At 38.3% G+C, this 12,904-nt stretch carries 13 protein-coding genes; 4 read left to right on the forward strand and 9 right to left on the reverse strand.

The genetic code is table 11. The annotated features are described in order from the left end of the window. Positions 1-92 precede the first annotated feature (92 nt). Positions 93-1,490 (forward strand): serine hydrolase domain-containing protein, encoded by a 1,398-nt coding sequence (locus G521_RS16545; RefSeq protein WP_051189481.1) that lies wholly within the window; start codon positions 93-95, stop codon positions 1,488-1,490. Between the two features lie 128 nt (positions 1,491-1,618). Here the strand turns inward: G521_RS16545 and miaE are convergent, their stop codons facing one another. The 5 genes from miaE to G521_RS0105115 form a co-directional block, all read right to left on the reverse strand. Next, the gene (miaE, locus tag G521_RS0105095) at positions 1,619-2,221 is read right to left on the reverse strand and encodes a tRNA-(ms[2]io[6]A)-hydroxylase (RefSeq protein ID WP_272480954.1); all 603 of its coding nucleotides are present in this window, start codon (positions 2,219-2,221) and stop codon (positions 1,619-1,621) included. A gap of 9 nt (positions 2,222-2,230) precedes the next feature. Continuing rightward, a complete protein-coding gene (locus G521_RS0105100; RefSeq protein WP_051189482.1) occupies positions 2,231-4,423 on the reverse strand; it encodes a TonB-dependent receptor plug domain-containing protein in 2,193 nt (730 codons plus the stop codon). An 8-nt stretch (positions 4,424-4,431) separates the two neighbouring features. Beyond that, a complete protein-coding gene (gene nadD / locus G521_RS0105105; protein ID WP_026897572.1) occupies positions 4,432-5,004 on the reverse strand; it encodes a nicotinate (nicotinamide) nucleotide adenylyltransferase in 573 nt (190 codons plus the stop codon). Between the two features lies 1 nt (position 5,005). Further along, on the reverse strand, positions 5,006-5,578 hold the full coding sequence (gene gmk, locus G521_RS0105110; protein ID WP_026897573.1) for a guanylate kinase: 573 nt from the start codon (positions 5,576-5,578) through the stop codon (positions 5,006-5,008). Between the two features lie 61 nt (positions 5,579-5,639). Further along, positions 5,640-6,515, reverse strand: a complete 876-nt coding sequence (locus tag G521_RS0105115) for a YicC/YloC family endoribonuclease (protein WP_245580832.1) — start codon at positions 6,513-6,515, stop codon at positions 5,640-5,642. Positions 6,516-6,635: 120 nt separating this feature from the next. Here G521_RS0105115 and G521_RS16550 point away from each other — a divergent pair, with 120 nt between their 5' ends. After that, positions 6,636-7,409: a carboxypeptidase-like regulatory domain-containing protein gene (locus G521_RS16550; RefSeq protein WP_155975665.1), complete on the forward strand. Its 774-nt coding sequence runs from the start codon at positions 6,636-6,638 to the stop codon at positions 7,407-7,409. On the opposite strand, the gene G521_RS0105125 is transcribed toward G521_RS16550, so the two are convergent. The 4 genes from G521_RS0105125 to G521_RS0105140 form a co-directional block, all read right to left on the reverse strand. Beyond that, positions 7,406-8,152: a lysophospholipid acyltransferase family protein gene (locus G521_RS0105125; protein ID WP_026897575.1), complete on the reverse strand. Its 747-nt coding sequence runs from the start codon at positions 8,150-8,152 to the stop codon at positions 7,406-7,408. The genes G521_RS16550 and G521_RS0105125 overlap by 4 nt on opposite strands. 28 nt (positions 8,153-8,180) lie before the next feature. After that, positions 8,181-8,909, reverse strand: coding sequence for a ribonuclease III (gene rnc / locus G521_RS0105130; protein ID WP_026897576.1), 729 nt, complete (start codon positions 8,907-8,909; stop codon positions 8,181-8,183). 78 nt (positions 8,910-8,987) lie between these two features. After that, on the reverse strand, positions 8,988-10,241 hold the full coding sequence (gene fabF, locus G521_RS0105135; RefSeq protein ID WP_026897577.1) for a beta-ketoacyl-ACP synthase II: 1,254 nt from the start codon (positions 10,239-10,241) through the stop codon (positions 8,988-8,990). 19 nt (positions 10,242-10,260) lie between these two features. Further along, entirely contained in the window at positions 10,261-10,497 is a 237-nt protein-coding gene (locus tag G521_RS0105140; protein ID WP_026897578.1) for an acyl carrier protein, read from the reverse strand. Between the two features lie 143 nt (positions 10,498-10,640). Here G521_RS0105140 and G521_RS0105145 point away from each other — a divergent pair, with 143 nt between their 5' ends. Both G521_RS0105145 and pyk read left to right on the forward strand, forming a co-directional pair. Next, entirely contained in the window at positions 10,641-11,060 is a 420-nt protein-coding gene (locus tag G521_RS0105145; protein WP_026897579.1) for an IPExxxVDY family protein, read from the forward strand. Positions 11,061-11,129: 69 nt separating this feature from the next. Then, positions 11,130-12,560 carry a pyruvate kinase gene (gene pyk / locus G521_RS0105150; RefSeq protein ID WP_026897580.1) on the forward strand — a complete coding sequence of 477 codons (1,431 nt, stop codon included), beginning with the start codon at positions 11,130-11,132 and terminating at the stop codon, positions 12,558-12,560. The last annotated feature ends 344 nt before the right edge of the window (positions 12,561-12,904 follow it).

Below are 12,904 nucleotides of genomic sequence, written 5' to 3' on the forward strand. Positions count from 1 at the left end.
TTTGCTGTAAACGCAGTATTTCAGATTCAATCCACTGTATATTTTTACTCATATAACGATGTAACAAACTGAATAAAAACAGTCTATTACTTATGATTTTATTTCAATCAAATTTTTGCAGGAGCCTTATTCTTTTACTACTGCTTACAACTCTTCCGACAATAGCTTTTAGTCAAAGTAAAAAAGATCAGATTGATATGCTGATGAAAGAGGCTCATGGACTTGGTCTTTTCAATGGCAATGTATTAGTCATGCAATCCGGTAAACGGATTTACAGACAATCTTTTGGTTCGGCTGATGCTGCCGGCAAAATCGAGCTGAGCAGAAAATTTCGCTTTAATATTGGTTCAATTGCAAAGGAGTTCAATGCTATTGGTATTATGATGCTGAAAGAACAGAATCTGCTGAGTCTGGATGATGTTATTTCAAAATATTTACCCGAGCTTCCGGCCTGGTCCAACAAAGTAAAGATTCGAAATTTGCTGCAATATGCAAGCGGTGTACCAAACAGTCCATGGAAAGACATGCGTGGAGATCAGGATAATATGAATTATTTGAAAAATGTGAAGGCGCTTGATTTCGAACCGGGAACAAAATACGCTTATAATAACAATAATGTTTTTCTGCAGAGGCAAATCATTGCCAGGATAAGCGGAATGTCTTTCAATGATTTTGTTAGGAAAAGAATATTAAAACCGATTGGGATTAAAAATGCAATTATTGATCCATCGGCTGCTGAGCCTTTGATTGCCAAAGCCTTTTCCAATACGGGCGTGTATGATGATTTGACACCACCTTTTTCTGGCTGGACAAATTTAAATGTAGATGACTTTTATACTTTTTCTGAAGCAGTCAATTCTTTTAAACTGATCTCTCCGGCTTCTACAAAAGAATTACTTATGCCTTTTTCAACAGGAAATCAATCCGGGCTTGGTAAGGGAGAAATGCAGGGAGATTTTTTGATTAATCATACACATGACGGATCTGCATATAACTACCAGGCATTGTTAGTCAGCCAGCTGGACAAAGAACTCACCATTATTCTCCAGACAAACAATCAGCAGAATAACCTCTATCCAATCAGCCGTTCGATTCAATCTATCATGGATAATTTGCCGTATGCAAAAATCAAAAAATCATTCCTAAAAGTTTATAGCGCTGAAATGGAGAAAATGGATGGAAAGCAAATTCTTTCTTTCTACCAGCAGACGAGGCTAAAGGAGTATAATAATTTTAATTTTGACAGTGAAGATTTGCTTAATGATGTTGGATATTTTTTGATCCGGCAAAAAAAGCTCAGTGATGCTTTAGAGATATTTGTTTACAATGCGCAGCTGTTTCCCGATTCCGCCAATGTATTCGACAGTCTGGCTGAGGCCTATCTAATGTTAGGAGACAAAGTCAAAGCTTTAGCAAATTATCAGAAAGCAGTAGCACTAAATCCCGCCCTGGAATCTGCAAAGAAAATGGTTGCCGAACTGGAGAAATAAATAGTCTGTTAACTTTTGTTATTTTTATTGGATTATAATATTTCTTTTAAAATGGATCTAACTCAGCACTAACAAAAGAGTGTAGGTTTATTAATCACGACCATCAGTTTCTGTTCAGCAAGTACAGATCAGCCGTGAATTGTTTCTTTTTTACCGTAATTCTGGACAACCTGAGCTTCGTAGGCCAGAAAATCTTTCCAGCGTTTTTCAACGTCAATCTTGCCGGCATATTTGCGGGCTAGTGTAATGAATGTAGTATAATGGCCGGCTTCACTTACCATCAGTTCATAATAAAAATCAGCCAGCTGCTTATCATTAATATGTTCTGACATTACTTTAAAGCGCTCACAGCTGCGGGCTTCGATCATGGCCGAAAAAAGTAAACGGTCTACCAGCTGCTGTTGCCGGCTTCCGCCCTTTACCAAAAACTGCATTAATTCATTCACGTAATTGTCTTTACGTTCACGTCCAAGCGTATAGCCGCGTTCCAGGATAATATCATGAACCCGTTTAAAATGGTCCATCTCTTCCTGTACAAGCAAGGCCATTTCCTGCACAAGATCAGAAAGATTGGGATTCTGAACAATCAGCGTAATTGCATTGCTGGCCGCTTTCTGTTCACAGAATGCGTGATCAGTTAATATTTCCTCAATATTACTCTCAACAACATTTTTTACCCAAAGCGGATCTGTTGGAAGCTGCAGTTTTAATATGGTTTTTTCGTTACTCACGCAGCAAAATTAAAAACTTCCGCGTAAAGAAACGATGAAATTACGCCCCGGCGCACTAATACCTGATGCAAAAACCCGGTAATTACGATCAAGAATGTTTTCAAGAGCTGTTTGAATTCTAAAGTTTTTATTTAAATCGAGCCCTGCCCGTACATTAACTGTGTACCATGCAGGCATTCCATTAGGTGTAGCCTGAGGTAAATTATCTTCCCCGTTCAGGTTATAATCTTTCAATTTTTTTCGCTGATTATATTGCACGAAAAATTCGCCTTGAAAGTTCTTAAAAGCATATTCAATACTGCTTAAACCCATAAAAGGCGGGATATGATCCAACGGTTGCTGCGGACTTAATGAGGTGATGCGTGCAAAGGTGTAAGCGGCATTGCTTTTTACAATTATATTTCTGAGGGGATTAAAAGTAAGATCTGCTGAAAATCCGGTTAAGTACGCTTTTTGAGCATTTACATTTGCCGTTACAATGCTTAATTCACCATCATAGAATATTTCACTTTGGCCATTAAATAAAAAAGGCTGAGTAGTAATTGCATTACGATACCATGTGTAAAAACCATTCAGGGTAATTGTCGCATTTTCTTTGAAATTTTTTTCAAATCCTAATTCTGCATTATAAGTGTATTCAGGTTTCAGATCCGGATTGGGAAGAATTACCGAGCCCGCTGTACTTTCAAAAACTTTCGCAAGATCGTCTACATTTGGCGCCCGAAAACCACTTGAACCAAGTAATGATATTTTAAAATCATTCTTTGGCTTGTAAATAATACTGGCATTTCCGTTCAAAGCAATATTGGCCTGATTCACAGAATTAAAATCAAAAGGGAAAAATCTTTTATCATTAAACTTCGCATATAGGTTTACGTGATTTAAACGCAAGCCTTCAGTAATTTGCCATTTTTTATTTATTTTGAAACGATGCGATACAAAAGCAGCAGCAGAAAATACATCAGAACCTCCATCAGGATACCTTGTATCCAGGTTTGTTATAGTGCCTGTGCTGATATTTAATCTATTTGCTCTGGATTGAACGTAATTTTGATTTAGCTCGATTCCATAGCCCAGATCGTTCTTTTTAAAGGTTTTATTGAAATCGGCATTTAAAGAAAAAATACCTACCTCCTCTGAGCGATTATTGAGGTTGCTACTGTTTAGTCGACGATCATGCCTGCTTTCCACTAAATTTTGGTAAGCAATAGTAATATTTGAATGATTGAATAGTTTCTTAAAATTATTAAGCTGAAGCTGATAGGATCCTGAAAATCTTTTTTGAGGGCCGTAATACCATTCTGCATAACGCGGCTGATTATTTTCAAGCTGCGCCAAACGGTCATAGCGTGGGATATCTCCCGAATTTGAATATTGAAAATTGAGAACCTGCGTTACCCTATCATTATTCCTGTAAAGAAATTTTTGAAGCAGATCCATCTGATTGTATCCGGTTTGGGTTTGAACTTCCGGCCGGGAATTGGTTCTGACCAAATCTGCGCCATTAGATTGCTCCACAAAATAAATGCTTTTCCATTTCTCTGTTCCAGGCTGATAATTATTGGCACCCTGCCGTAAATCACCTATTTTGCTGTAGGTAACCACAGTGGTAGCCGCCCATTTTTCTCTTCCGAAATTGAAATTAATGCTGGAGGTATATTCGTTTGCCGCAGTAGAAAAACGGGCTAAAGCACTTCCTGAAGTGGTATTTAACACCGGCTTTTTAGTGAAAAATTGAACAACTCCGCCAAGCGCATCGCTTCCATAAAATACCGAACTGGAGCCGAAACCGACTTCAATTTTTTCCAGAGAATTATTGTCAACAGTAATGCTGTTTTGTAAATGACCGCCTCTGTAAATAGCATTGTTCATGCGCACACCGTCTACTACAAGCAGAATCCGGTTGGCTTCAAATCCCCTGATTACCGGACTTCCACCACCCAGCTGACTTTTTTGAACAGATACACCTGGTGTTTGCTGAAGAACATCAGCCGTGCTGATTGAATTTAACTGCTTTAGCCGGGCCCCGGTAATAACCTGAACTGCCTGAGCTACATTTTCTTTGCTTTCCTCAAAACGGGAAGAAACCACAACCACTTCTTTTAATTTGGTTGTATCGGTAGCAGTTTTATTCTGAGCTCTTAAAAAGAAGGGAAATAATACAAGCCATGTAAGTAGTATGTAGTTCTTGATAAAAAGCATTACACAAATTATTTATACAGGTTCTTACTTTCTATGAATTTAAGAACCGGATCTGAGACGAAAAATTGGACGTTTTTACCTTCTTTAAATGATTTCCGGATAAACGTTGCCGAAAGTTCCATCAGCGGTGTTTGGGTTATGGTTACTGATGGATGATTGATCAGTTCAGCATTCTCAAAACCCGGCCGCGGATAAATGTGGATATGGTAATCCCGTAAAATGAGCTCATAATTTTTCCATTTTTTTAAGGAAACCAGATTATCAGATCCCATAATCAGGCTGAAGTGATGTTCAGGATATTTTTCATGAAGAAATGCAAGCGTATCAATGGTGTAAGACGGTTGTGGTAGTTTTAATTCCACATCGCTTACGCGGATATTTTGGGTGTTTTCCACCGCCAGCTTTGCCATCTCTAGGCGGTCGTACATATTGATAAGATCGCCTTTTTCTTTAAGGGGATTATGCGGAGATACAACCAGCCAGACCTGGTCAAGATCTGTGTAATTTGCCATATAATTGGCGATAATCAAATGCCCAATGTGTACCGGATTAAATGATCCGAAAAACAGACCGATTTTCATATTAATCCCTTTCCAGAAAATTACTAACCAATTCAACTGCTTCGGAACAGGCGGTTTCCAAATCGTAATTTTTTTGAATTACATCAAAGCGATTGGCATATTTTAATTCTTTATCTGCCTTCACAATCCGTTCAGCAAGTTTTTCATCGCTGTCTGTGCCGCGGCTGGTTAAGCGCTCAATCAGAATTTCCAGGGAAGGTGGCTGAACAAATACGGCCAGAGCCTGGTCACCAAATTTCTTCTTCAGGTGCAATCCGCCTTCTACATCAATATCAAAAATAACATGCTTTCCCTGGCTCCAGATACGTTCAATTTCTGAACGCAGAGTGCCGTAGAAAGTGCCTGTATATACTTCTTCAAATTCAACGAATTCTTTTTTAGCTATTTTATGAAGGAATTCTTCTTTACTGATAAAATAATAATCGCGGCCATGTACCTCATCAAAACGTTTGGTGCGGGTTGTTGCTGAAATGGAAAATTCCAACGCCGGTATCTTACCTAAAAGATGATGAACAATGGTTGTTTTACCTGCTCCGGAAGGAGCTGAAAATATAATGAGTTTGCCTTCTTGCATAATTCAGTTAGAAGCTAAAGCCGGGTGCCTAAAACTTTTGCTTTAAGCTTTTTCCTTTTGCTTACAGTACGTTTAATAATTGTTCTTTAATCTTTTCCAGTTCTTCTTTCATGCCCACAACCACCTGCTGCATTTTGGCATCGTTCGCCTTAGATCCCATGGTATTTATTTCCCGGCCAATTTCCTGAGAAATAAAACCTAATTTTTTGCCGTTTGCATCTTTATCTTTCAGAGCTTCGATAAAATAATCACAGTGACTTTTTAAACGAATCTTTTCTTCTGTGATGTCTAATTTATCGATATAATAAATCAATTCTTGCTCAAAGCGATTGTGATCTACATGTTCTTTTCCTACAGCTCCTTCAAGAAAATGATTCAGACGTTCCCTGATTTGGGGAATGCGCATCGGTTCATTTTCGGCAACTTTATTCATCCCTTCTAAAATATTTTTTATCCGGAATACCAGGTCCTGCTTTAACACATTCCCTTCATCCAAACGGAAAGTCTGAAAGTTCTTTAGGGCTTCTTCAAAGGTTTTATGAAGCTGTTTCCATTCGTCCTCGCTTACTCCATCCGCATCATACTGGATCACATCCGGAAAATTAAGAGCCAGCTGAAGCAGGTTTGCTGCATTATCACCCAGCTCATCGGCAGTAGATTTAAGCTGCTGATAATATTTTTTTAATAGCTCCTGGTTAATTGTAGCCGCTTTTGGATTTGATTCAGCATATTCTACATGCATGCTGATTTGTACTTTACCGCGTTCTATCTGTTTGCTGCACTCGTTGCGAAGCATAAACTCTTTATCAGAGAAAGCCTTAGGGAATTTAAGAGAAAGATCTAAAAATTTGCTGTTTAATGATTTGATCTCAACTGTATATTTTGCCTGTGCAAAATCATTAACAGCCAAGCCATAACCGGTCATGGATTTTATCATCGGGCAAAGATATGATTTATTGATGAATTGATTTTCCTGCTTATTAAGTTCTGAATATTTAACACTATTTAGCAAATGGAAAAGTAATCTATTGTTATTATTGCAGTTTTATCATTAGTTATGCATTTATACTTCACCAGGGCGGCCTTGTATTTACTTTTGATGTTCATCTTAAGTTCTTCTGCAAATGCTCAGCAAATTGTTATAAAGGGAGTGATAATGGATAATAGCACGGGCTTAAGAATTGCAGGAGCAGGCATTCATGTTAGCGGACGGGAATTAAATGCCAGAAGCAATACGTTGGGTGAATTTTCGATTACTGCTAATCCCGGCGATTCAATTCATATCAGGAAGGAAGGTTATACCAACTATTCTCAAAAAATTAACGCTGCTTCAGATCTTTTTATAAAACTACAACCGGTTATCCGTCTTACTGAAGTCACGGTTACATCTCAAACTAAAAAGCAGGAGATGGATGAAATTAAAAAGCAATACCGCAAAAAGGGAAGTTATTACGAAGGAAAACCACCCCTTCTGAGTTATATTTTTACTCCCCTAACGGCATTATACGAGTTGGTAGGCAAAACTCCACGTCAGGCCCGCAGGTTTAATAATTACTATAACCGCGAATTGCAGGAAACTGAGATTGACCGGAGATTTAACCGGTTTACAGTTGGCAAGTACAGCGGATTTGATGGAATGGATCTTCAGAATTTCATGGAGAATTATCGTCCTCAATATTCTGAATTAATTGGATGGGATGAATATAAGCTGCTGTTATATATTAAAAACTCTGCTCAGAAATTTGTAAGCAATGGGAAACCGGCAGGTAAATTTGCTTTACCGGTTCTTCCGAAAGCACCGGATTTAAGCATTAAAATGAAAGAAAATTAAGATTCACCTTTGATGATCATTTCTTCTAAGATACGGTATGCTTTTTCTTTTAACTGCGGCAAATCCTTCTCTGTCATTCCCAAAACTTCAATAGGTTTGCCATAAACACAGGTCACCTGTCCCGGCTTAATCAGCAGCATATTTTTTCTTGGAAGTAAATTTCGGGCATTAATTATAGCTACCGGAAGCAATGCTGTCTGGGTTTCTATAGCCAACCGAAAAGCTCCGTCATAAAATTCAGCCAGTGCTATTTCTGAGCGGTTCATAGTTCCTTCCGGAAAGATTAATATGGAGAGACCGAATGCAAGTTCTGTTTTCAGGGATTCCACACTTCGGGCTCTGCTCTCCTTATCTTTACGGTTAATGAGCACGACCATGCGTTTGTAAATCATCCCAAATATGGGAGCTTTTAGTAATTCTATTTTCCCTAATGGCTTAAAAGGCTGAGGTGTAGATACAACCATCGCCACGGCATCCAGATAGGAGTTGTGGTTGCAGATATAAATGTATGATTTGGATCGGTCTACTTCTTTGCTGTTGCTTTTGATAAAAAAGAAACACAAAGTACTGAAAGTATAGGCCCATAGTTTTAAAAAAAGAAATCCGATCCGGTGACCTGTTTTACCCTTAAATAGTGTTGTAAATAAAATGATAAATGGAAAAACCACCATCATTGACAGTGTAAAAACCAGAGCACACCATATTAAAAAAACAGCTGAAGAAATACGTTCAATAAACTTCATATCGGTTTTTTAATCGAAATATTGGAAGTTAAATTTGTAAGGCTTCGCAGGCTTTTTCAGCAGCAAGTTTTTCTGCGTTCTTTTTATTGTAATCACGTCCCAGAGCGTAATTCTCTCCGTCGATCACAATCTGGACAGTGAACAGCTTAGTATTTTCACCCTCGGCATTTGCAATAACTTCAAACATTATGTCTTTCCCGTGCCGCTGACACCATTCAATCACCTTGCTTTTGAAATTTGTTTCTGTAAGCTCCAGCTGATGAATATCTACGTGAGGTTTTATGATCCTGTTGATGAGAAATTCCCGGGTGAAGTTATATCCTTTATCTAAAAAAACGGCTCCTACCAGTGCTTCAAAAGCATCGCCCAGCAATGCACCCTGTTTATTAGGGAAATTTAGAACCCGGTTATCATATTCCAGAATTTCGCCCAGACCAAGCTTGCGGGATAGCTGATTGAGGTTAGAGCGGCTTACGATTTTTGAACGCATTTCTGTTAAAAAGCCTTCTTCCTTGTAAGGATATCTTTTAAAAAGAACCTCGGCCACAACAGATCCAAGAATAGCATCACCCAAAAACTCCATGCGTTCATTGCTGTTTTTGGAACCATTTTTTAAAGGCACCGCAACAGATTTATGTCTGAAAGCCATTCTGTATAAACTTAAATTACCCGGTACAAATCCCAGAAGGTTTCTTAAAACCTTAATGTAATTTCGGTGGGGTGAAAGGTAAAGTTTGTAAAGTCTGGAAACAGGCATAGATTAATTTATAGGATTGATAAGGTACTAAATTTAGCTCATCATCAATCCAAAATCAAGAATCTTTAAAGATTGGGGTTATTCCTGGTATTTCTTAAAAATTACAGATGCGTTATGACCTCCAAAACCAAATGTATTACTTAACGCTGCTCTGACAACACGTTTTTGAGCTTTGTTAAAAGTAAGATTCAATTTAGGATCCACATCAGGATCATCGGTAAAATGATTAATAGTTGGAGGAATAATATCGTTCTTCACGGCAAGTATTGCAGCAATAGCTTCAACTGCGCCGGCAGCACCTAACAGATGCCCCGTCATCGACTTTGTAGAACTGATATTCAGTTTGTAGGCATTTTCGGCAAAAAGAGCAATAATGGCTTTTGATTCGCTGATATCTCCTAATGGAGTAGAAGTTCCGTGAACATTGATATAATCAATATCAGAAGTAGTTAAGCCGGCATCTCTCAGAGCGTTAGTCATAACCAGTTTTGCGCCCAATCCTTCCGGATGAGGAGCTGTAATGTGATTGGCATCGGCACTCATTCCGCCACCTACAATTTCGGCGTAGATTTTAGCTCCGCGTGCTTTCGCGTGTTCCAGTTCTTCTAAAATAATACAACCTGCACCTTCACCTGCAACAAAACCATCGCGATCTTTATCAAAGGGGCGTGATGCTGTTGTCGGGTCATCATTACGGGTTGATAAAGCATGCATTGCATTAAATCCGCCCATTCCGGCTTCATTAATAATAGCTTCAGAACCACCGGAAACAATTACATCGGCCATTCCTAAACGCAGGTAATTGAATGAATCAATTAACGCATTTGTAGAAGAAGCACATGCAGAAACAGTAGAGAAATTTGGTCCGCGGAGACCGTACTTAATAGAAATGTGTCCCGGAGCAATATCCAGGATCATTTTAGGAATAAAAAATGGATTGAATCTTGGAGTTCCATCGCCTTTGGCGAAATTCACAACTTCATCAAAAAAGGTTTTTAAGCCACCAATACCAGATCCCCAAATTACGCCAATGCGATTGGTATCTAATTTTTCAAAATCCAGACCGGCATCCTTTACACCCTCATCTGTAGCGGCAAGGGCAAAATGAACAAATGGATCTAATTTGCGAGCTTCCTTCTTATCCATGAAATCTTCCGGATTGAAGTTTTTTACTTCGCAAGCGAACTTTGTTTTAAACAAGGTAGTATCATACCTGGTTATAGGAGCAGCGCCGCTTACCCCATTGATAAGATTATCCCAATATTCGGGAACAGTATTACCAATTGGAGTAAGCGCACCTAGTCCTGTAACAACAACTCTTTTTAGCTCCATTTATTTGAGATGGCGTAAATTACTTTACGTTTTTTTCTAAATAAGTAATAGCTTGACCAACTGTACCGATCGTTTCGGCTTGATCATCAGGGATAGCTACATTAAATTCCTTTTCAAACTCCATGATAAGTTCCACGGTGTCTAATGAATCGGCACCAAGATCATTGGTAAAAGATGCCTCGGGTGTAACTTCGCTTTCGTCTACACCTAATTTTTCAACGATAATTGCTTTAACTCTTGAAGCGATATCAGACATAGTTTTAATTTTAAATGGTTAAATATTTCTGTGCAAAGAAAAATAAATTCTGGCAATAATCAAACCTTTTTGTTTTTAACCAGATATATCCTGCAATTTAGAACATAAACCCTTTTACATTTGTACTTTAATAAAAAAATAATTTGAATAAAACTACTCTCAAATACGAACTGGACCTGGATTTTGTGTTGCTGGCCATTACAGCGCCACTAAAAGACTATCGGTTGTGCTTTAAAATAAATAAACAACTTAATTTTGATCTGAGTCGTAAAGATGAGTTGGAATTGTTTTTTAGTGCCAGCGAAGTGCCCGTTTATTATAGCCGCTACCTTTATCACCAGGCTCATACAGATACTGAATTTCATCTTATTGCCAATAAAGGTACCGGAGGCTTTCTGATACCTGAAATGAAAACTGTTGATTTCTTTTTATTAATTCGTAATTATATTGATGAAGAAGAGCTCAGAGCCCTTATTTCATCGTTAAATAAGATTCCAGAAATACTTGTAGCTGTAGAAGTTGATCCAAAAAAACTCAAATCCAAAGAAAATCTCATATTTTAGCATTCTTGGTGTACCTTGTACACCTCCGCAATAACAGTAAATAGAATTGTCCATTAAAATATATTCAAGATGAAAACGGTTCATAACAGAACTAAAATTGTAGCCACCCTGGGTCCGGCCTCGGCTAAAAAAGAAGTTTTATTAAGCATGATTAAAGCGGGGGTAGATGTATGCAGATTAAATTTTTCTCACGGCAGTACTGCTGACCATCAGAAAGTAATCGATATTATTCGTGAGATCAATAAAAAATATAAGACCAACGTAGGCATTCTGGCCGATTTGCAGGGTCCTAAAATTCGTATCGGTTTAGTTAAAGATGGTGGCGTTAATCTTTTAAGCGGTAATAAAATAACTATTACCACCAAGGAAATGATTGGCGATGATCAGCAGATTTATATCACTTATCCAAGTTTTCCGAAAGATGTTCGTGCAAATGAAATTATCTTGCTGGATGATGGTAAGATCCAGATGCGTGTAATTGAAACCAATAACAACGATACCGTTCTGTGCGAAGTGGTTTACGGCGGAATTCTTACTTCCCGTAAAGGTGTTAACCTGCCTAATACCAAAGTTTCTATTCCCAGTTTAACAGAAGAAGATCTTTCTAATCTGGAATTTGCATTAAAAAATGATGTGGAATGGATTGGGTTATCTTTCGTTCGTTCTGCAGATGATATTATTGATTTGAAAAGAATCATCGGACGCAGTCAGAAAAATGCAAGGGTTATTGCAAAAATTGAAAAGCCCGAAGCAATTGACAACATTGATGAAATTATCAGCGTAAGCGATGGGGTAATGGTTGCCCGTGGTGATTTGGGGGTTGAGATGCCAATGGAACAAGTTCCTTTATTACAAAAAATGATCATCCGGAAATGTTGTGCTGCCTCTAAACCGGTTATCGTGGCAACACAAATGCTCGAAAGTATGATTACTGCTGCCCGTCCAACACGTGCCGAAGTAAACGACGTTGCAAACTCTGTATTAGACGGAGCCGATGCGGTGATGCTGAGCGGAGAAACTTCGGTAGGAGAATTTCCACTAATCGTAATCGAGACAATGCAAAAGATTGTTCGCAATGTGGAGGAGAACGGATATACTTTTAACCTTCCAAAAGAATTAAACCCAAATTCTGCAACTTATATGGGTGATGCTGTTTGTGGTTCTGCGGTTTATCTGGCCGAAAAAACCAATGCTGTAGGAATTATTTCCATGACTTCATCCGGTTATACCGCCTTCGAAATTTCAAGTCACCGTCCTCAGGCCGGAACGTTTATTTTTACGAGTAACCATCAGTTGCTGAATACGCTGAGTTTGGTATGGGGTGTTCGCGGATTTTACTATGATAAATTTGAAAGTACCGACAAAACCATCAGTGAAGTAAATAAAATATTAAAGGCAGAGCGGTTAATTGAACCCGGAAATGTGGTGATTAACACTGCCGCTATTCCTATTGAGAAAAAAGGTAAAACCAATATGATTAAAGTTACTCTTGTAGATTAGATTCTTCTAAATAGTTGAATATGGAAAGCCGGTTTATGAACCGGCTTTTTTTATGTCATAAAGTTCTTCACATCTTCCGGTCCCCGGGAATAATCCGCAGCTAATTTCTCACAAGCTATTGAACACGGACCAACTAATTGAAATTGTATGATTATTAAATTCATTTTTGCAATAAAAGAATGCAGTTTTTTAATGGAGGCTTTCTTTTTATGACCTGTTATTAAGTGTGATACAAATTCGCAGTCGTACATGTTTTTCAGAGTTATCAACAGGTTTAAATGGCTATAATTCAGTGCTTTTAATAATGCAGCATTGCACCCTGCGGCATACACTAACAACTTGTG

Origin of the sequence: Daejeonella oryzae DSM 19973, assembly GCF_000422945.1 — a bacterium.
Taxonomy (GTDB): domain Bacteria; phylum Bacteroidota; class Bacteroidia; order Sphingobacteriales; family Sphingobacteriaceae; genus Daejeonella; species Daejeonella oryzae.

What these genes read in the sequence shown, in the direction of transcription:
- G521_RS0105100 (WP_051189482.1), bottom strand. Translation starts at nt 4,423, where the DNA reads ATGCTTTTTATCAAGAACTACATACTACTTACATGGCTTGTATTATTT.
- pyk (WP_026897580.1), top strand. Translation starts at nt 11,130, where the DNA reads ATGAAAACGGTTCATAACAGAACTAAAATTGTAGCCACCCTGGGTCCG.
- G521_RS0105140 (WP_026897578.1), bottom strand. Translation starts at nt 10,497, where the DNA reads ATGTCTGATATCGCTTCAAGAGTTAAAGCAATTATCGTTGAAAAATTA.
- gmk (WP_026897573.1), bottom strand. Translation starts at nt 5,578, where the DNA reads ATGCAAGAAGGCAAACTCATTATATTTTCAGCTCCTTCCGGAGCAGGT.
- G521_RS0105115 (WP_245580832.1), bottom strand. Translation starts at nt 6,515, where the DNA reads ATGATAAAATCCATGACCGGTTATGGCTTGGCTGTTAATGATTTTGCA.
- G521_RS16545 (WP_051189481.1), top strand. Translation starts at nt 93, where the DNA reads ATGATTTTATTTCAATCAAATTTTTGCAGGAGCCTTATTCTTTTACTA.
- fabF (WP_026897577.1), bottom strand. Translation starts at nt 10,241, where the DNA reads ATGGAGCTAAAAAGAGTTGTTGTTACAGGACTAGGTGCGCTTACTCCA.
- G521_RS16550 (WP_155975665.1), top strand. Translation starts at nt 6,636, where the DNA reads ATGCATTTATACTTCACCAGGGCGGCCTTGTATTTACTTTTGATGTTC.
- rnc (WP_026897576.1), bottom strand. Translation starts at nt 8,909, where the DNA reads ATGCCTGTTTCCAGACTTTACAAACTTTACCTTTCACCCCACCGAAAT.
- nadD (WP_026897572.1), bottom strand. Translation starts at nt 5,004, where the DNA reads ATGAAAATCGGTCTGTTTTTCGGATCATTTAATCCGGTACACATTGGG.
- G521_RS0105125 (WP_026897575.1), bottom strand. Translation starts at nt 8,152, where the DNA reads ATGAAGTTTATTGAACGTATTTCTTCAGCTGTTTTTTTAATATGGTGT.